Here is an 18,172-nt window from a genome sequence, read left to right as displayed (position 1 = left end):
ACTGCTAGTTTTTGCACCGCCGGAGGCCCGAGATGTCCGCACGCAGCCGTACGCCCCTGCCGCCCTTCGACCCCGCCGACCCCCTCGGCATCGACGACCTCCTGGAGCCGGAGGACCTCGCGATCCGCGGGACCGTCCGCACCTGGGCCGCCGACCGCGTCCTGCCGCACATCGCCGACTGGTACGAGAAGGGCGAGCTGCCCGGCATCCGCGAGCTGGCCCGTGAGCTCGGCTCGCTCGGCGCGCTCGGCATGTCCCTGGAGGGCTACGGCTGCGCCGGGGCGAGCTCCGTGCAGTACGGGCTCGCGTGCCTGGAGCTGGAGGCCGCCGACTCCGGCATCCGCTCGCTCGTCTCCGTGCAGGGCTCCCTGGCCATGTACGCCATCCACCGCTTCGGCTCCGAGGAGCAGAAGCAGCGCTGGCTGCCCGGCATGGCCGCGGGCGAGATCATCGGCTGCTTCGGCCTGACCGAGCCCGACCACGGGTCCGACCCGGCCTCCATGCGCACCTTCGCCAAGAAGGACGGCACCGACTGGGTGCTCACCGGGCGCAAGATGTGGATCACCAACGGCTCGGTGGCCGGTGTCGCCGTGGTCTGGGCGCACACCGACGACGGGATCAGGGGCTTCGTCGTCCCCACCGACGCCCCCGGCTTCTCGGCTCCCGAGATCAAGCACAAGTGGTCGCTGCGCGCGAGCGTCACCAGCGAACTGGTGCTGGACGAGGTCCGGCTGCCCGCCGACGCGGTGCTGCCCGAGGTCACCGGGCTCAAGGGCCCCCTGAGCTGTCTCTCCCACGCGCGCTACGGCATCGTCTGGGGAGCCATGGGCGCCGCCCGCTCCTCCTTCGAGGCGGCCGTCGCGTACTCCAAGACCCGCGAGCAGTTCGGCAGGCCCATCGGCGGCTTCCAGCTCACCCAGGCCAAGCTCGCCGACATGGCGGTCGAGCTGCACAAGGGCATCCTGCTCGCGCACCACCTCGGCCGGCGCCTGGACGCGGGCAGGCTCCGACCCGAGCAGGTCAGCTTCGGCAAGCTCAACAACGTACGAGAAGCGATCGAGATCTGCCGCACGTCCCGGACGATCCTGGGCGCGAACGGGATCTCGCTCGAGTACCCCGTGATGCGGCATGCGACGAACCTCGAATCGGTGCTCACCTATGAGGGCACCGTCGAGATGCATCAACTCGTGTTGGGCAAGGCGCTCACCGGCCTCGACGCCTTCCGGTGAGCGGCCTCGCCCGCTAGCTCTGGTTGAAGAAACCGTCCGTCGGACGGCTCGTCGCCTCCCCGTTGACGATATGCGTGTCGGCGGGGGTGAGCAGGAAGACCCGCGTCGCCACGCGCTCGATGGAGCCGCGCAGCCCGAACGTCAGGCCCGCCGCGAAGTCCACGACGCGCTTGGCGTCGCCGGGCTCCATCGACGTGAGGTTGATGATGACCGGCACACCGTCCCGGAAGAGCTCACCGATGCCCCGCGCGTCCCGGAAGCTGTCCGGGGTCACGGTGCCGATCCGGCGGCCTTCCTCTTCGGCGGCCTCGGCGACCACCCGCACCCGCGGGTCGGTCACCCAGGCTTCGCCGGGCCCCTCGGCCCCGTCGTCGTCGTAGCCGTCGTAGTAACGCTCGTCATTGTTGTTGTCGTCGACGAGGCCAAGCCAGGCACTCGCCTTGCGCACCGATCCCATGGACGCCTCCTCTCACAGCGGGCTTTCTGCGATCCCTATCCCCATGTTCGTCCATGATGCGGATAGTGCGCCAAGTGGATAGTCGCCGCGCGGGGTTTTCGTGACGGTACTGGTGCAGAGTCAACACGCCGTGACGCGTGATTCCGCAAGGGTCCTGCTGTGTACGGCTGCTGACAGTGAGTGAAATATGATTCTTCACGGCGTATGGGTGACGACCGGTGCGTCCGGGTGAACGGACCCCTCGATACGATGCCCGAGTTGATCAGCGGCAGGCTCACGGGGGAGTCGTATGTTCGGAATCGTCAGGCCATGCAGCCATCGTCTCGGCGAGAGCCTGAAGACACAATGGATGGCGCATCTGTGCGGTCTCTGCCTCGCGCTGCGCGGTGACCACGGGCAGTTCGCCCGTGTCGTGACGAACTACGACGGCCTGATCATCTCGGTTCTGACGGAGGCTCAGGCCCAGCAGTCGACCGGCCGGCGCCGTACCGCGGGCCCCTGTCCGCTGCGCGGCATGCGCACCGCGTCCGTCGCGCGGGGCGAGGGCGCACGGCTCGCCGCCGCCGTCTCGCTGGTGCTCGCCTCGGCGAAGGTGCGCGACCACGTCGTCGACGGGGACGGCATCCTGGCGCGCCGGCCGGTGGCCGCCGCCGCCCGGAAGGTCGCCCGCGGCTGGGACCGGGCGGGCGCCCGCACCGGCGCCGACGTGGGCTTCGACACGGCGGTCCTGCTCGACGCCGTCGAACGGCAGGCCGGGATCGAGGGCTTGGCCGGGCCCGGCACCTCCCTGCTCACGGTCACCGAGCCCACCGAGACCGCGACCGCCGCGGCCTTCGCGCACACCGCCGTCCTCGCGGGCAGGCCGGAGAACGCGGAGCCGCTCGCCGAGGCCGGACGGCTCTTCGGCAGGCTCGCGCACCTCCTGGACGCCGTGGAGGACAAGGAAGCTGACGCCGCGTCGGGCGCGTGGAACCCCCTGACGGCCACCGGCACCGGCCTGGCCGAGGCCCGGCGCCTGGCCGACGACGCCCTGCACGGCATCCGGCTCGCGCTGCGCGACGCCACGTTCACCGACGGCAAGCTCGCCCACGTGCTGCTCGCGCACGAGCTGGAGCGCTCGGTCGACCGGGCCTTCGGCACCGACGCGTGCGGACACGCCCACGAGGTGACGGCTCATCAGGCCGGTTCCTTCGGCCCGCCGCCGGACCAGGGCGGACCGTACGGACCTCCCTCCAGCGGTCCGTACGGCCCGCGGTCCCCGTACGGAGGTGGCAATCCGTACGGAGGCGGGGTGCCGGGCGCCCCGGGTGGTCCCGGGGGTCCCGGCGGGTTCGGGGGAGGGCCCGGGTCCGGGCCCCAGCCGCCGAAGCCGGGCAAGCGGGGCTTCTGGGCGGGGTGCGCGGTCGCCATCGGCCTCTGCTGCACCTGCAAGCTGTGCTGCGCCGACTCCTACGAGGGCCCCTGGTCCCGCAAGAAGCGCGAGGGCTGCTGCGCCAACTGCGGCGACTGCGGCTGCTGCGGTGTCTGCGAGTGCTGCCAGTGCTGTGACTGCGGGCTGTAGGAACCCCGCGGCCCGCCGCGACGAACCCCGCGGCCGGCCGCGACCGGCCCGCGGGCGGCGGCTCAGTCCTTGATCTCCGGCGGGGAGATCCGTGACGTCTTGATCGCCGAGTCCTCGGTGCCCCACTTCTTCAGGATGCGGTCGTAGGTCCCGTCCTCGATCAGCTGGTTCACCGCGGCCCGGAAGGCCGGCGCCAGCTTCGTGCCCTTCTTGAAGGCGAAGCCGACGTCGAGGCGGTGGTACTCGCCGAGGAACTTCAGGCCCTCCTGGTGGGCGACCGCGTAGCGCAGTCCGTTGATCGTGGACATCACCACGTCGGTGCGGCCCTGCTGGAGCGAGCCCCAGACCGCGCCCTGCTCGGCGTACGTCTTCACGCTGTACGGCTTCTTGCCCGCGTCCGCGCACACGTGCTTGTTGTCCTCCAGGGTGACCTCGAAGGTGGTGCCCGCGCCGGTCGCCACGTTCAGACCGCACAGCTGCTTGAAGTCGGTGACCTTCTTCAGCTTGCTGTCGTCGCGCACGGCGAAGCCCTGGCCGTCGTTGATGTACGTGACGAAGTCGATGGTCTTGCGCCGCTCCTCGGTCACGCCGAAGTTGCCGGTGCCCAGGTCGTACTTCCCGCTGTCCAGGGCGGGCAGGATCGCCTCGAAGCTCGCGGCCTCGCGCTTCAGCTTCAGTCCGAGCGCCTTGGCGACGGCCTCCGCGAAGTCGGCGTCCTGCCCGACGATCGTCTTGCCGTCCTCCAGATAGGTGTTGCCGGGCGGACTGCCCCCGACGGCGGTCGCCAGACTCAGGGTGCCCCGCTCGCGTACGTCCGCGGGCAGGAGCTCGGCGGCCGCCGCGTTCTTCTTGACCGAGGAGACCACGTCCTGCGTGGGGATCTTGTCGCTCTTGCCCGCGGGTGCCGCGCCGACCGCCGTGCCGGCGGACCCGCCGGAGCCGCAGGCGGTGAGCGTGAGCGTGGCGGCGGTGATCAGGGCGAAGGCGGCGGGGATGCGGCGGGCATGCGGAAACGTGCTCATGGCGTGAGGCTCTCCATCAGGCGGCAGGGCAGGGCGAAGCGGACGTACGAGGGAGGGGTGCCGTCGCTCAGAACGGTGCGGCGGCGGTGTACGCGTGTGAAGGCGAGGTCGATGACGCGTGGGCGCACGGGAGATGCCCGACGAACGCGGAGAACGTGAGGAGCGCGGCGAACACAGAGAACGCGGCGAACACAGAGAACGCAGCGAACACAGAGAACGCGGCGGACGCGGTGAAGGAGGCCCGGGAACGGGTGGGCTCAGCGCGCAGGGGGTCGGCTCAGAGAGTCGTCGAACACGACGCCGACCACACTCGACCGAAGTCGATGTGGGAGCGCGTGACCAGCCACTGCTGCGGATGCATGGGGCAAGTGGAGCAGGCATCCGTTTCCCCGTCAACTGCCGTGAGACGTACCGCTCATATCCTGGACAGCCTTGACAGCGGGCCGAAAGCGCCCCGTACTCTCAGGGCGGATCGTGCTGAGGGGCTCGGTCCGTGTGAAGGCATCACCCGTGTGTGATCTCCCGCCGAGCGCTTCGCCCTGCGATCGCGCCGTGCGCCGGGGATCTCCGACATCCACGGAGCCTTCGCCATGTCTTCCGACACGCTCGCCAAAGCCGCGACCGCACCTGCCCAGGACCCGCCCCCCGATGTCCCGCTGATCGTGCCGCAGCGCCGCGTCGGGCAGTGGGTGGCCGCCGCTGCGGTCCTCGTGCTCCTCGCGCTCGCCCTCAACTCCGTCGTCCGCAACGACGCGTTCCAGTGGGACGTCGTCGGCGACCACTTCACCTCGGCGTCCGTGCTGCGCGGGCTGTGGCTCACGCTCTGGCTGACCGCCGTCGTCATGGCGCTCGGCTTCGCGCTCGGCGCGGTGCTCGCCCTGGGCCGGCTCTCGTCCAATCCTGTGCTGCGCGCGGTCAGCTGGGGCTATGTGTGGCTGTTCCGGTCGATGCCGATCCTGGTGCAGCTGCTGTTCTGGTTCAACATCGGGGCGCTGTACCCGTACCTCTTCGGCGTGAAGACGGTGAACCTCCTCGGGCCCCTCACCATCGCCGTCATCGGGCTCACCCTGCACGAGGCCGCGTACGCCGCCGAGGTGGTGCGCGGCGGGATCCTCTCCGTCGACCGCGGCCAGATCGAGGCCGCGCAGGCGCTCGGGATCAGCCGGTGGCGCCGATGGCGGCGGATCGTCCTGCCGCAGGCCATGCGCTCCATCGTGCCGCCCGCCGGGAACATGCTGATCGGCACGCTCAAGGGCACGTCCATCGTCAGCGTGATCGCCGTGCAGGACCTGCTGTACTCCGTGCAGCTCGTCTACCACCGCACCTACCAGGTCATCCCGCTGCTCCTGGTCGCGACCATCTGGTACGTCGTGATCACCTCGCTGCTCAGCGTCGGCCAGTACTACGTGGAGCGGCACTACGCGCGCGGTTCGGAGCGCTCCCGATGAGCCTGACGGAACGCAAGCCGGCCGGTGACACGGCCAAGGAGGACTTCGGCGCGCTGAAGGTCGTCCCCGTACGCCACCCCTGGCGCTGGGCGGCCGTCGTCGCGACGGCGGTCCTGGTGGCCCAGTTCGCGCACGGCCTCGCCACCAACCCCGGCTGGGAGTGGGAGGTGTTCGCCGAGTTCTTCACCGCCGACGTGATCCTCAAGGCGGTCTGGATCACCCTCCAGCTCACCTTCTACGGCACGGCACTCGGCTTCGCGCTCGGCATCGTGATCGCCTTCATGCGGCTCTCGGCCAGCCCCTTCCTGCGGGCGGTGGCCTTCGGCTACATCTGGGCGTTCCGGTCGATCCCGCTGATCGTGCAGCTGCTGTTCTGGTTCAACCTGGCCTACCTCTACAAGGAGCTCCGGTTCGGGATCCCCTTCGGGCCCGGCTTCTTCTCCTTCGACACGATGGGCCTGGTCGGAGCGATGAGCGCGGCGGTCCTCGGGCTCGCCCTGCACCAGGCCGCGTACGCCGCCGAGATCGTGCGCGCGGGCGTGCTGTCCGTCGACAGCGGCCAGCTGGAGGCGGCGGCCGCGCTCGGCATCCCCCGGCTGCGGCAGATCCGCCGGATCGTCCTGCCGCAGGCGATGCGCTCGATCCTGCCCAACGCGGCCAACGAGATCATCTCCCTCTTCAAGGGCACCTCGATCGTCTCCGTGATGGCGATCGGCGAGCTCTTCTATCAGGTGCAGGTCATCTACGGCCGCAACGGCCGGGTCGTGCCGCTCCTGATGGTCGCCACCGCCTGGTACGTCCTGCTCACCAGCGCCCTCTCCGTCCTCCAGCACTACGTCGAACGTCACTTCTCGAAGGGGGCATCGCGATGAGCGCGATGGTCGAACTCCGGTCCGTACACAAGTCCTTCGGGACCCTGGAAGTCCTGCGGGGTCTCGATCTGGAGGTGCGCAAGGGCGAGGTCACCGTCATCCTCGGCCCCTCCGGCTCCGGCAAGTCCACGCTCCTGCGCGCCATCAACCACCTGGAGAAGGTGGACAAGGGCTGGATCAGCGTCGACGGCGCGCTCGTCGGCTACCGGCGCTCCGGCGACAAGCTGTACGAGCTGCGCGAACGCGAGGTGCTCAAGCAGCGCACCCAGATCGGCTTCGTCTTCCAGAACTTCAACCTCTTCCCGCACCTGACCGTCCTGGAGAACATCGTCGAGGCGCCCGTCTCGGCGCTGAAGCGGCCACGCAAGCAGGCCGCCCTGGACGCCGGGACCCTGCTGGCCCGGGTCGGTCTCGCCGACAAGGCGGACGCCTACCCCAAGCAGCTCTCCGGCGGGCAGCAGCAGCGCGTGGCCATCGCCCGCGCCCTCGCCCTGGAGCCGAAGCTGCTCCTCTTCGACGAGCCGACGTCCGCGCTCGACCCCGAACTGGTCGGCGAGGTCCTCGACGTCATCAAGGACCTGGCCCGCCAGGGCACCACGATGATCGTCGTCACCCATGAGATCGGCTTCGCGCGCGAGGTCGCCGACACGGTCGTCTTCATGGACGAGGGACTCATCGTCGAGCAGGGCACCCCCGGCGACGTGCTGGACCGTCCACGGCACGACCGCACCCGCGCGTTTCTCTCCAAGGTTCTCTAGCCCGATTCCCTCTCCGGCCCAGATTCTCCATTCTCCAGGAGCTCCCGCATGTCTTCCCGACGCACCACCCTCTCCCTCTCCGCCGCCGCCCTGGTCCTCGCACCCCTGCTCGGCGCCTGCGGCGGGGACAGCGACGCCGCGACCGGCGGCGGCGAGCCCGGCACCAAGAAGGTCGGCGACATCAACATCGGGCCCGACCAGAACCGCGTCCGCGGGAAGAAGGACGCCGCGGCCGCGAAGCTCGTGCCCGCGGCGGTGCGCGAGCGCGGCACGCTGCGGCTCGGCGGCAGCGCCGACTCGGTCGCGCCCCTCGGTTTCTACGCCACCGACGACAAGACGCGGATCGGCTCGGAGGTCGACATCGCGAGCCTGGTCGCCGACACGCTCGGCCTGAAGCCGAAGTTCGAGCAGGTCTCCTGGGAGAACCTCTTCGTCGGCCTGGACAGCGGAAAGTTCGACGGCGTCTTCTCGAACGTCACCGTGACCGAGGAGCGCAAGGAGAAGTACGACTTCGCGACCTACCGCCACGACAACATCGCCTTCGAGGCCCGCAAGGACGCCGACTGGACGGCGAAGAAGCCGGCGGACGTGGCCGGCAAGTCGATCGCGGTCTCCTCCGGCACCAACCAGGAGAAGATCCTCGTCGACTGGAGCGAGCAGAACGAGAAGGCCGGGCGTGAGCCCGTGGCCATCAAGTACTTCCAGAAGGACTCCGACTACTACCTCGCCCTCCAGTCGGGACGCATCGACGCCTACCTCGGCCCGAACCCCTCGGCCGCCTACCACGTGGCGTCGTCGGGGCAGACGAAGATCATCGGCACGATGTCGGGCGGCGGCCCGAGCATCCAGGGCGAGATCGCCGCCACCACGAAGAAGGACAGCGGACTCGTCGACGCCTATGCCGCCGCGCTCAACCACGTGATCGAGGACGGCAGTTGCGCCAAGGTCCTGAAGCGCTGGGGCCTGGAGGACGAGGCCGTGAAGGAGTCGCAGATCAACCCCAAGGGTCTGCCGAAGCCGTAGGAAGCGGCAGGAGGCGGCAGGGAGGGACGGGGGAGCGGCAAGAGCACCGGGAAGCGACCGGGTAGCGGCTGCGGGGCGGATGCCCAGGGCGGAACACGAGGGCGCGGCGCCGCGCCCACCTCTCGGGCCGGGCGGGCCCGTATGGAAGGGTTGATCACATGACGACGGACGCATCGACGGACGCGGCACACGAGCGGAAGGACGCGGCACTCGACTGGAAGCGCTGGCACGAGCAGCGGACGGAGGCGGTGTCGGCGTCCTACGGCCCGCTCTCCCTCACCGGCACCCACTGGCTCGCGGACCACCCGGATGGTTCGCTTCCGGACATCCCCGGGCGCTGGACCGAGGCGGGCGACGAGCTCGTCCTGACCGCGCGGACCGACGACGGGCTCACCCTCGACGGACGGCTCTTCGACGGGGAGGCCCGGCTCACCGCCGATCCCGGCCCGGTCGGCGCGGCCCGCGTCGGGCACGGCGACCGCCGTCTGGTGGTGCTGCGCCGCGAAGGCCTCTGGGCGGTACGCGACTTCGACCCCGGGGCCGCCGCGCGCCGCGCGTTCCGGGGCATCGAGGCCACCGCGTACGACGCGCGCTGGGCGGTGCCCGGGCGCTTCACGCCGTACGCCGCCGACAGCACGGTGGACGGGGTGCGCACGGTCCGGGTCGGCAACGCGGACGGGGTCGAGCGGGGGCTCGGCCTCGGGGGCGAGCTGGCGTTCACCCTGGCCGGAAAGGAGTACACGCTCCAGGTGTCGGTGGAGGGGGACGGCTCCTTGTGGGCGGTCTTCGGGGACGCGACCAGCGGGGTCTCCAGCTACCGGTTCCGGTTCCTGCGGCCCGCCGCGCCGGACGCCGAGGGGCGCACGACCGTCGACTTCAACCGGGCGCTGCTGCCCCCGTGCGCCTTCGCCGATCACTTCATCTGCCCCTTCCCGCCTCCCGGGAACACCCTCGGCACAGAGATCGCCGCCGGAGAACGGAACCTCGTGGGGCGCTGACACGTCTGAAACAGGCAGAAGCCAGGAGCAGCCAGAAGCACGGCCGATGACCCGAGCCCCGACGGCGTACGACAGGTACGACAGCCGTCGGGGCCGCTCGGCATGCAGGTGTCCGACGGCCGAAAGACGCCCTTGTGCGTGCTGTCCCCGGCCCCAATACTCCCGAGCAGCGCTTGTCAGGGGCACGGCGTAACCGGAATCCGGCTTGCCTTTTTGTCCCTTGGCTGCGCCTCACGGACCCGCAACCCACACGGGCCCACTGACTTCCCCCCGGGAGGAACAACAAGTGAGGAACAAGCGCACCACCCCCCGCAGCGGCATAGCGAGACGTACTCGTCTGCTCGCCGTGGCCACCGGACTCGTGGCCGTCGGCGCGCTCGCCGTCCCCGCTGCCAACGCCGACGACGTCGCCACCTTCAGCTCGGCGCAGCTCACCAAGGCGAGCGACGCGGTGCTCGACGCGGATGTCGCAGGCACCGCATGGAGCGTCGACAAGGCGACGAACCGTCTGGTCGTCACCGCCGACAGCACCGTCTCCCAGGCCGAGATCGCCAAGATCAAGGAGGCGGCGGGCAGCAACGCGGGCGCCCTCAAGGTCGAGCGCACTCCCGGCAAGTTCACCAAGCTGATCTCCGGCGGCGACGCGATCTACGCGTCCAGCTGGCGCTGTTCGCTCGGCTTCAACGTCCGCAGCGGCAGCACGTACTACTTCCTGACCGCCGGTCACTGCACCGACGGCGCGGGCACCTGGTGGTCCAACTCCGCGAAGACCACGGTCCTGGGAACCACCACGGGCTCCAGCTTCCCGACCAACGACTACGGCATCGTGCGGTACACCAACACGTCCGTCACCAAGTCCGGCACGGTCGGCAGCCAGGACATCACCAGTGCGGGCAACGCCACCGTGAACCAGGCCGTCACTCGGCGCGGCTCCACCACCGGCACCCACAGCGGCAGGGTCACCGGCCTGAACGCGACCGTGAACTACGGCGGCGGTGACATCGTCTACGGCATGATCAAGACCACGGTCTGCGCCGAGCCCGGCGACAGCGGCGGCCCGCTCTACGCGGGGACCAAGGCGCTGGGTCTCACCTCGGGCGGCAGCGGCAACTGCTCCTCGGGCGGCACGACCTTCTTCCAGCCGGTCACCGAGGCGCTGAGCGCGTACGGCGTCAGCGTCTACTGATCCACGTCACGTAGATCAGTCTGCGGCCAGCAGCGGGAGAGCCCCCGTCCGGCACGTCCGGGCGGGGGCTCTCTCCCGTCTCCCGTCGTCCCCCGTCTCCCTTTGCGCGCCCTGCGGCGTTACCGTCGAAGGGAACGCCCAACACGCCCAATTCGGACCCTGGGGGGCCGGCATGGTCGAGGAGCTGGTGGCGGCGGGAGTGGCCGTCGGGTCTGCCGGAGCGCTCTATGTCATGGCAGCGGCGCGTGTGGTCAAACAGTACGAACGGGGTGTGGTGCTCCGGCTCGGACGGCTCCAGCGTTCGGTGCGGGGGCCCGGGTTCACGATGATCGTGCCGTTCGTGGACCGGCTGAACAAGGTGAACATGCAGATCGTGACGATGCCGGTCCCGGCGCAGGACGGCATCACCCGGGACAACGTCACGGTGCGCGTGGACGCGGTCATCTACTTCCGGGTGGTCGACGCGGCGGAGGCCGTCGTCCAGGTGGAGGACTACCGGTTCGCGGTCTCGCAGATGGCCCAGACGTCTCTGCGCTCGATCATCGGCAAGAGCGACCTCGACGATCTGCTCTCCAACCGCGAGAAGCTCAACCAGGGCCTGGAGCTGATGATCGACTCTCCGGCGGTCGGGTGGGGCGTGCAGATCGACCGGGTCGAGATCAAGGACGTCTCGCTGCCGGAGACGATGAAGCGCTCGATGGCCCGGCAGGCCGAGGCGGACCGCGAGCGCCGGGCCCGCGTGATCAACGCGGACGCCGAGCTGCAAGCCTCCAAGAAGCTGGCCGAGGCCGCGCACCAGATGGCGGAGGAGCCCGCCGCGCTCCAACTGCGGCTGCTCCAGACCGTGGTGGCCGTCGCCGCCGAGAAGAACTCGACGCTCGTCCTGCCCTTCCCCGTGGAGCTGCTCCGGTTCCTGGAGCGGGCCCAGCAGGCGCAGCAGCCGGCCGCCCCCGAGGCCGCCGTCACGGCGGTGCCCGAAGCGCCCGCCGTGACCGAGTCAGGCGTGCCCGGAGCGTCGAAAACCGGACAGGACTAGTCCTCACCCATTGCCGATCACCCGCTCGCACGGGGTGTTTGCAGCGGGAACCGACGTGGTGAGACCGGCGCCGGTGAAGGCCCGGGGGGCGTGCGGTGTTTGTCGCGTGCGCGTCCTGAAGTAGACCTTGTGTGCTACCGGGCGGCATCGGGATAGTGGGCCGCACCCTTTGGCATGGACGCGGCTTTCGCAGCGTGTGCGACTCCGTGCCGGTACGCCTTCCGGCCCTCAGGTCCCCACACCGAACGGGCCGACCCCCCACAGGAGGACGTGAGTTGAAGCACCGACGCATATCCAAGCGACGTGCCGCCGTGGCAGGTGCGGGCATCACCGCACTGATCGCCGCCGGAATCACCTTCCAGACTGCGAACGCCAGCGAGAGTGTCCCGACCCCCACGCCGGACACCCTCTCCCTCGCGAAGGCCGGAAAGCTCGCCTCGTCCCTCGGCAAGGACCTCGGTCCGGACGCCGCCGGCACGTACTACGACGCCAAGGCCAAGCACCTCGTCGTGAACGTCCTCGACAAGAGCGCGGCCGACGCCGTCGAGTCGGCGGGCGCCAAGGCGAGAATCGTCGAGAACTCCCTCGCCGAGCTGAAGGGCGCCCGCTCGACCCTCAGCGACAAGGCGTCCATCCCCGGCACCTCGTGGGCGGTCGACCCGGCCACCAACAAGGTCGTCGTCACGGCCGACCGCACGGTCAAGGGCGCCGACCTCGACAAGCTCGGCGCGGTCGTGAAGGGGCTCGGCGGCAAGGCCGAACTCCAGCGGACCAAGGGGGAGTACAAGCCCTTCATCGCGGGCGGCGACGCCATCTGGGGTGGCGGCGGCCGCTGCTCGCTCGGGTTCAACGTGGTCAAGGACGGTGCGCCGCACTTCCTGACCGCGGGCCACTGCACCGAGTCGATCACCAGCTGGTCGCAGGAGCAGGGCGGCGCGGTCATCGGTGAGAACGCGGGCTCCAGCTTCCCCGACAACGACTACGGCATCGTCAAGTACAGCGGCGACACCGCGCACCCGAGCGAGGTGAACCTCTACAACGGCTCGACGCAGGCCATCACCAAGGCGGGCGACGCGACCGTCGGCCAGAAGGTGCAGCGCAGCGGCTCGACCACGCAGCTGCACGACGGCACGGTCACCGGTCTCGACGCCACCGTGAACTACGGCAACGGCGACATCGTCAACGGACTCATCCAGACCGACGTCTGCGCCGAGCCCGGTGACAGCGGCGGCGCGCTCTTCGCCGGGGACACGGCCCTCGGCCTGACCTCGGGCGGCAGCGGTGACTGCAGCGCCGGCGGCGAGACGTTCTTCCAGCCGGTGCCCGAAGCGCTGAGCGCCTTCGGTGCGGAGATCGGCTGAGGTCGTGGCGCCTCGCTAGTACCTCGGCAGCGCTCCCGGCAGAAAGCGGCAGCGCGTGGGGCCGGTCCGTCGCGTGCGGACCGGCCCTTTCCGTTCGTGCATTTGTGAAAACTTTCACAAAGTGACCTTCGGCCCACCCGAAGAGGCCTTTCTCGGCCCCAGGAGCTCGTCGTAGGGGTGTGCAATGGAGGCACAAGCGAGAACGCATGCCTCACCGAAGGAGCCCCGTCATGGAGGCCAACGAGATGGTGGACGGACTGGTCCAGGGAGCGCTCGCCGCGCTCGACCGGTTCGCGTCGTACGACCAGGAGCAGGTCGACCACATCGTCAAGAAGGCATCCCTCGCCGCGCTGAACCGGCACGGGGAGCTGGCGGAGCTGGCCGTGCGGGAGACCGGCCGCGGCCTCTTCGAGGACAAGGCCGTCAAGAACCTCTTCGCCTGCGAGCACGTCGTCCACTCGATGCGCGGCCTGAAGACCGCGGGCGTCATCTCCCGCGACGAGCTCAACGGCATCACCGAGATCGCCGAACCGGTCGGCGTCGTCTGCGCCATGACCCCGGTGACCAACCCGACCTCGACGACCCTCTTCAAGGCCCTCATCGCCCTGAAGACCCGCAACCCGATCATCTTCGCCTTCCACCCCAGCGCCCAGCGCTGCTCCGCCGAGGCCGCCCGCATCGTGCGCGACGCCGCCATCGAGGCCGGTGCCCCGGCCAGCTGCGTGCAGTGGATCGAGGAGCCCTCGATGGCGGCCACGGGGCTGCTCATGAACCACCCCGGCGTCTCCACCATCCTCGCCACGGGCGGCAACGCCATGGTCAAGTCCGCCTACTCCTGCGGCAAGCCCGCGCTCGGCGTCGGCGCCGGCAACGTACCGGCGTACGTCACGCGCAGCGGCAAGCTGCGGCGCGCCGTGCACGACATCGTGCTCTCCAAGGCCTTCGACCACGGCATGATCTGCGCCTCCGAGCAGGCCGTGATCCTCGACGAGGAGGTCTACGACGCGGGGCTCGCGGAGTTCGAGCGGCTCGGCGCGTACGTCGTCACGGCGGCCGAGAAGACCAAGCTGGAGGAGTTCGTCTTCGGGACGACGGCCTTCGGCGCCGACTGCGCGGGCGCCAAGCTGAACGCGGACGTCGTCGGCAGGTCCCCGCGGTGGATCGCCGAGCAGGCCGGATTCGAGGTCCCCGAGGGCACGTCGGTCATCGTCGCCGAGTGCGCGGAGGTCGGCGAGAGCGAGCCGCTGACCCGCGAGAAGCTCTCCCCGATCCTGGCCGCCCTGAAGGCGGGATCCACCGAGCAGGGCCTCGAACTGGCCGCGCGGATGGTCGAGTTCAACGGTCTGGGCCACAGCGCCGCCATCCACACCGAGGACGAGGAGCTCGCCGAGGAGTTCGGCAGGCGCGTCAAGGCGGTCCGTGTCATCGTCAACGCCCCCTCGACCTTCGGCGGCATCGGCGACGTCTACAACGCCTTCCTGCCCTCGCTCACCCTCGGCTGCGGCTCCTACGGGCACAACTCGGTGTCGAACAACGTCTCCGCGGTCAACCTGATCAACGTCAAGCGGATCGGACGGCGCAACACCAACATGCAGTGGTTCAAGGTCCCGCCCAAGATCTACTTCGAGCGCAACTCCCTGCGCTACCTGGGGGAGATGGACGCCATCCGGCGGGTGTCGATCGTGACGGACAAGACGATGTCGGCGCTCGGCTTCGTCGCCCGGGTGACCGACATCCTCCAGGCCCGCCCCCAGGCCGTCACCGTCCAGGTCATCGACGACGTCGAGCCCAACCCGGAGCTGGCGACCGTGCGCGCCGGAGCCGCGCGCATGCGGGACTTCGAGCCGGACACGATCATCGGGCTCGGCGGCGGCTCACCGATGGACGCGGCCAAGATCATGTGGCTGATGTACGAGCACCCGGAGGTCGAGTTCGCGGACACCAAGGAGAAGTTCTTCGACATCCGCAAGCGGGCCTTCACCTTCCCGGGCCTCGGCGAGAAGGCGCAGATGGTGGCCATCCCGACCACCTCGGGCACGGGCTCCGAGGTCACCCCCTTCGCCGTCATCTCCGACCCGAAGGCCGCCCAGAAGTACCCCCTCGCCGACTACGCGCTCACCCCGAACGTCGCGATCGTCGACCCCGTCCTGCCCCTGAAGCTCCCCGCGACGGTCACCGCCGACTCCGGTTTCGACGCGCTGACCCACGCCACCGAGGCGTACGTCTCGGTGTACGCCAACGACTACACCGACGGGCTCTGCCTCCAGGCGATCAAGCTCATCTTCGAGAACCTGGAGCGGTGCGTCGTGAACGGGTCCGCCGACCCCGAGGCGCGGGAGAAGATGCACAACGCCTCGACCGTGGCGGGCATGGCCTTCGCCAACGCCTTCCTGGGCCTGGTGCACGCCATGGCGCACACCCTCGGCAACACCTTCCACGTCTCGCACGGCCGCACCAACGCGCTGCTCCTGCCGCACGTCATCCGGCACAACGGCACCGTGTCCGGCAAGGCGACCCCGTGGCCGAAGGCCGAGGTCTACCGCGCGCCCGAGCGGTTCCAGGAGATCGCGCGGATGCTGGGCCTTCCGGCGGACTCCCCGGAGCAGGGGGTCGAGTCCTACGCCCGCGCGGTCGAGGAGCTGCGCGCCAAGTGCGGTGTCCCCGCCTCGTTCGCCGAGGAGGGGGTCGACGAGGCGGCCTTCATCGCGGCCCTGCCGGAGCAGGCGAGGAACGCGTACGCCGATCAGTGCGCGCCGGCCAACCCGCGGATGCCGATGCTCTCCGAGATGGAGAACTTGATGCGGCAGGCCTACTACGGGAACGGGGAAGGTGCCTGATCCGGGTCGCCGTCCCCGGGCCGGGTGGCCGGGCGCGCGGTTCTGCGCGCCCCTGATGAGGCGCCCCTCGCGGGGCGCCTCATCGTTTGGGCCAGTACCAGAGGGGCTCGTCCAGGAGGCCCTCGCGGCCTGCCACCGTCGTCCGGCCGGACTCCTTCACCAGTTCTATGGAGTTCACGTCGAGCCGGTGGCGCACCGCTCCCTTCGCGATGGCCTCGGCGAGCGGGCGGGCATGGGTCACCAGGACGACCTGGGTGTCCTTCGTGGCGGTGAGGATCAGGTCCGCCAGGGGGCGCAGGAGGTCCGGGTGCAGGCTCGTCTCCGGTTCGTTCAGGACCAGGAGCGCGGGCGGCCGGGGCGTGAGCAGCGCCGCGGTCCACAGCAGATAGCGCAGGGTGCCGTCGGACAGCTCGGCCGCTCCGAGGGGGCGGTTGAGCCCGCGCTGGCGCAGCTGGAGCTCGAAGCGGCCGCCCTGCGCGGCGATCTCCACCCGGCTGCCGGGGAAGGCGTCGTCCACCGCGGCGTCGAGCGCCGCCGGGTCGCCGATCTCCCGGATGGTCTGCAAAGCCGCGGCCAGGTCGGCGCCGTCAGGGGCGAGGACCGGGGTGCGGGTGCCGATGCGGGCGGCGCGGGCGGGGGCTCCGGCGTCCGTGCGGACGTGGTCGTAGAACCGCCAGGATCTGATCAGCTCGCGCAGGCGCAGCAGGTCGGGGGCGAGCTGCGGGTCGGCGAGCTCGCTCAGCATGCTTTCGTACGGCCGGATGCCCTGGGTGCGGTGCCAGCCGCCGTCGGCGGTACGGGTGCGCACGGCCGGGCCCGCGCGATCGCAGAGCAGCGCGGCGGGGCGCAGCACGGGTCCTGCCCAGGTGCACTCGCGCTTGATCTCCGGGTCGAGATTGAACAGTGAGGGCCCGGCGCCGGCGCCCGAGGTGGGGATGGGGTGCCCGAAGTCCACCGCGTACCCGAACTCGTCGCCCGCGAAGCCGAGGCGCAGGCTGGTCGCCTCCGCCTTGGCGGGGCCCGCCCACAGCGCGGAGGGCAGCCCGCCCTCACGGGCGAGGGCGGAGACCGCGCCGCCGCGCGCGGAGTCGGCGAGCAGCCGCAGCGCGCGGTACAGGCTGGACTTGCCGGTGCCGTTCGCGCCCGTCACGACGTTCAGCCGGCTCAGGGGGACGATCAGTTTGCGCAGGGAGCGGTAGTTCTCGACCGCCAGGGTGGTGATCATCGCTCAAGCCTCGCACCCGGGTCCGACAACGGCCGCGGGAAGCGGCCCCGCGGGCGGGCCGCCCGGTTCACCCGCGATGGGCGCCGCTGTCGGTGCCGGTCGTGCCCGTCGTGCCGGTTGTGCCGGTTGTGCCGGTCTCCTGCATCGCGGGCTGCCGGCCCGGCTGGCGGTCCCCGCGCAGCGAGGACATGACCAGGGTGACGGCGGTGCCCACGACCGCCCAGGCGGCGAGCACCAGCATCGGTCCGGTGATCGCGTTTCCCTTGAAGTACGCGATGGAGCGGGCCACCCAGGTGCCCGCGCCCGGCGGCAGCCAGGGCCCGATCTCCTTCCAGAACGGCGGCAGCATCGGCAGCGGGAAGGCGCCGCCCGCGCTCGGGTTGCCCGCGATCACGACGAGCAGGACCGCGAGGCCGATGCCCACGATGCCGGTGAGCGACTGGAGGGCCAGCGTGATCATGCCGACCCCGAAGACGACGAGCGCGCCGAGGCCCCACAGGCCCATGATGCTGCCGGGCAGGGCGCCGAGGATTGGGCCGATGATGAGCGCGCCGCCCAGGCCCCCCGCGATCGAGTAGAGCGCCATGACGCCGGTCCTGATCAGCGCGCGGCGGCCGTTGGCGGCCCGGGAGCCCGCGCTGATCGCCAGGATCGAGGCGCACAGGTAGCCGCCGACGCACCAGCCGACGACCAGGTAGAAGGACGAGAGCCCGTCGAAGTCCTTGCTGGACGCCGGGGCCACGTCCACGGTCTTGACCGTCCGCTTCTCGGCCCCGTCGACCTCGGTGGCGATCTTCTCCAGCGCGGTGGCGAGGACGGTGCCGCCGCCCGAGCCGACCAGGAGGGTGTCGGTGGTGCCCCGGGGGTCGAGGATCAGGGCGCCGTCGATGTCGCGGTTCATGATCTTGTGCCGGGCCGCGGCCTCGTCCTTGACCACGCGCGGGTCGAGCGGTTCACCGGGGAGCTTCGCGAGCTTGTCCGACGTCTCCTGGGCCGCGGGTCCCGGAGCGACCACGCCGAAGGGCACGTCCTTCGGCTTCGGGTCGTGCAGGGCCCCCACGTAGGAGGCGATGAACAGCAGCTGCAGGGCCAGTACACCGATGACCAGCAAGGCTGCTCGCGGGGTGACGGCGCTCTTCAACTCATCGGTGAAACTCAT

At 70.4% G+C, this 18,172-nt stretch carries 15 protein-coding genes; 11 read left to right on the top strand and 4 right to left on the bottom strand.

Annotation, left to right across the window (positions count from 1 at the left end):
• Positions 1–32 precede the first annotated feature (32 nt).
• A complete protein-coding gene (locus tag QBL25_RS11035) occupies positions 33–1,229 on the top strand; it encodes an acyl-CoA dehydrogenase family protein (protein WP_409056848.1) in 1,197 nt (398 codons plus the stop codon).
• A gap of 13 nt (positions 1,230–1,242) precedes the next feature.
• Here QBL25_RS11035 and QBL25_RS11030 read toward each other — a convergent pair whose 3' ends face one another.
• Positions 1,243–1,686, bottom strand: a complete 444-nt coding sequence (locus QBL25_RS11030; RefSeq protein WP_160504177.1) for a cell division protein SepF — start codon at positions 1,684–1,686, stop codon at positions 1,243–1,245.
• A gap of 289 nt (positions 1,687–1,975) precedes the next feature.
• Here QBL25_RS11030 and QBL25_RS11025 point away from each other — a divergent pair, with 289 nt between their 5' ends.
• Positions 1,976–3,247 carry a DUF5685 family protein gene (locus QBL25_RS11025; protein WP_409056847.1) on the top strand — a complete coding sequence of 424 codons (1,272 nt, stop codon included), beginning with the start codon at positions 1,976–1,978 and terminating at the stop codon, positions 3,245–3,247.
• A gap of 62 nt (positions 3,248–3,309) precedes the next feature.
• On the opposite strand, the gene QBL25_RS11020 is transcribed toward QBL25_RS11025, so the two are convergent.
• On the bottom strand, positions 3,310–4,269 hold the full coding sequence (locus QBL25_RS11020; protein WP_409056846.1) for a transporter substrate-binding domain-containing protein: 960 nt from the start codon (positions 4,267–4,269) through the stop codon (positions 3,310–3,312).
• A 590-nt stretch (positions 4,270–4,859) separates the two neighbouring features.
• On the opposite strand from QBL25_RS11020, the gene QBL25_RS11015 reads away from it, so the two are divergent.
• The 9 genes from QBL25_RS11015 (at position 4,860) to adhE (ending at position 15,788) form a co-directional block, all read left to right on the top strand.
• Entirely contained in the window at positions 4,860–5,717 is an 858-nt protein-coding gene (locus tag QBL25_RS11015) for an amino acid ABC transporter permease (RefSeq protein WP_409056845.1), read from the top strand.
• Complete coding sequence (locus tag QBL25_RS11010; protein WP_409056844.1) at positions 5,714–6,589, top strand: amino acid ABC transporter permease; 876 nt, start codon at positions 5,714–5,716, stop codon at positions 6,587–6,589. Before QBL25_RS11015 ends, QBL25_RS11010 begins: the two co-directional genes overlap by 4 nt.
• Positions 6,586–7,347 carry an amino acid ABC transporter ATP-binding protein gene (locus QBL25_RS11005; RefSeq protein ID WP_409056843.1) on the top strand — a complete coding sequence of 254 codons (762 nt, stop codon included), beginning with the start codon at positions 6,586–6,588 and terminating at the stop codon, positions 7,345–7,347. The genes QBL25_RS11010 and QBL25_RS11005 overlap by 4 nt, the downstream gene beginning before the upstream one ends.
• A 48-nt stretch (positions 7,348–7,395) precedes the next feature.
• Positions 7,396–8,370, top strand: a complete 975-nt coding sequence (locus QBL25_RS11000) for an ABC transporter substrate-binding protein (RefSeq protein ID WP_409056842.1) — start codon at positions 7,396–7,398, stop codon at positions 8,368–8,370.
• Between the two features lie 158 nt (positions 8,371–8,528).
• On the top strand, positions 8,529–9,368 hold the full coding sequence (locus QBL25_RS10995) for a DUF1684 domain-containing protein (protein WP_409056841.1): 840 nt from the start codon (positions 8,529–8,531) through the stop codon (positions 9,366–9,368).
• A 286-nt stretch (positions 9,369–9,654) separates the two neighbouring features.
• Positions 9,655–10,554, top strand: coding sequence for a S1 family peptidase (locus tag QBL25_RS10990; protein WP_409056840.1), 900 nt, complete (start codon positions 9,655–9,657; stop codon positions 10,552–10,554).
• Positions 10,555–10,726: 172 nt separating this feature from the next.
• Complete coding sequence (locus QBL25_RS10985; RefSeq protein WP_409056839.1) at positions 10,727–11,590, top strand: slipin family protein; 864 nt, start codon at positions 10,727–10,729, stop codon at positions 11,588–11,590.
• 275 nt (positions 11,591–11,865) lie between these two features.
• On the top strand, positions 11,866–12,951 hold the full coding sequence (locus tag QBL25_RS10980; protein ID WP_409056838.1) for a S1 family peptidase: 1,086 nt from the start codon (positions 11,866–11,868) through the stop codon (positions 12,949–12,951).
• A gap of 230 nt (positions 12,952–13,181) precedes the next feature.
• On the top strand, positions 13,182–15,788 hold the full coding sequence (gene adhE / locus QBL25_RS10975; protein ID WP_409056837.1) for a bifunctional acetaldehyde-CoA/alcohol dehydrogenase: 2,607 nt from the start codon (positions 13,182–13,184) through the stop codon (positions 15,786–15,788).
• Between the two features lie 79 nt (positions 15,789–15,867).
• On the opposite strand, the gene QBL25_RS10970 is transcribed toward adhE, so the two are convergent.
• Together QBL25_RS10970 and QBL25_RS10965 are read right to left on the bottom strand one after the other, a co-directional pair.
• The gene (locus QBL25_RS10970) at positions 15,868–17,013 is read right to left on the bottom strand and encodes an AAA family ATPase (protein WP_409056836.1); all 1,146 of its coding nucleotides are present in this window, start codon (positions 17,011–17,013) and stop codon (positions 15,868–15,870) included.
• 67 nt (positions 17,014–17,080) lie between these two features.
• Positions 17,081–18,172, bottom strand: a complete 1,092-nt coding sequence (locus tag QBL25_RS10965; protein ID WP_409056835.1) for a DUF3533 domain-containing protein — start codon at positions 18,170–18,172, stop codon at positions 17,081–17,083.

This window comes from Streptomyces sp. SYP-A7185 (assembly GCF_046103685.1).
Classification (GTDB): domain Bacteria; phylum Actinomycetota; class Actinomycetes; order Streptomycetales; family Streptomycetaceae; genus Streptomyces.
The sequence above is the reverse complement of the archived record's forward strand: the minus strand, read 5'-3'. Positions and strand labels throughout refer to the sequence as shown.

What these genes read in the sequence shown, in the direction of transcription:
- QBL25_RS11000 (WP_409056842.1), top strand. Translation starts at nt 7,396, where the DNA reads ATGTCTTCCCGACGCACCACCCTCTCCCTCTCCGCCGCCGCCCTGGTC.
- QBL25_RS10985 (WP_409056839.1), top strand. Translation starts at nt 10,727, where the DNA reads ATGGTCGAGGAGCTGGTGGCGGCGGGAGTGGCCGTCGGGTCTGCCGGA.
- QBL25_RS11030 (WP_160504177.1), bottom strand. Translation starts at nt 1,686, where the DNA reads ATGGGATCGGTGCGCAAGGCGAGTGCCTGGCTTGGCCTCGTCGACGAC.
- QBL25_RS11005 (WP_409056843.1), top strand. Translation starts at nt 6,586, where the DNA reads ATGAGCGCGATGGTCGAACTCCGGTCCGTACACAAGTCCTTCGGGACC.
- QBL25_RS11025 (WP_409056847.1), top strand. Translation starts at nt 1,976, where the DNA reads ATGTTCGGAATCGTCAGGCCATGCAGCCATCGTCTCGGCGAGAGCCTG.
- adhE (WP_409056837.1), top strand. Translation starts at nt 13,182, where the DNA reads ATGGAGGCCAACGAGATGGTGGACGGACTGGTCCAGGGAGCGCTCGCC.
- QBL25_RS11020 (WP_409056846.1), bottom strand. Translation starts at nt 4,269, where the DNA reads ATGAGCACGTTTCCGCATGCCCGCCGCATCCCCGCCGCCTTCGCCCTG.
- QBL25_RS11035 (WP_409056848.1), top strand. Translation starts at nt 33, where the DNA reads ATGTCCGCACGCAGCCGTACGCCCCTGCCGCCCTTCGACCCCGCCGAC.
- QBL25_RS10995 (WP_409056841.1), top strand. Translation starts at nt 8,529, where the DNA reads ATGACGACGGACGCATCGACGGACGCGGCACACGAGCGGAAGGACGCG.
- QBL25_RS10965 (WP_409056835.1), bottom strand. Translation starts at nt 18,172, where the DNA reads ATGAGTTTCACCGATGAGTTGAAGAGCGCCGTCACCCCGCGAGCAGCC.
- QBL25_RS10970 (WP_409056836.1), bottom strand. Translation starts at nt 17,013, where the DNA reads ATGATCACCACCCTGGCGGTCGAGAACTACCGCTCCCTGCGCAAACTG.
- QBL25_RS11010 (WP_409056844.1), top strand. Translation starts at nt 5,714, where the DNA reads ATGAGCCTGACGGAACGCAAGCCGGCCGGTGACACGGCCAAGGAGGAC.
- QBL25_RS11015 (WP_409056845.1), top strand. Translation starts at nt 4,860, where the DNA reads ATGTCTTCCGACACGCTCGCCAAAGCCGCGACCGCACCTGCCCAGGAC.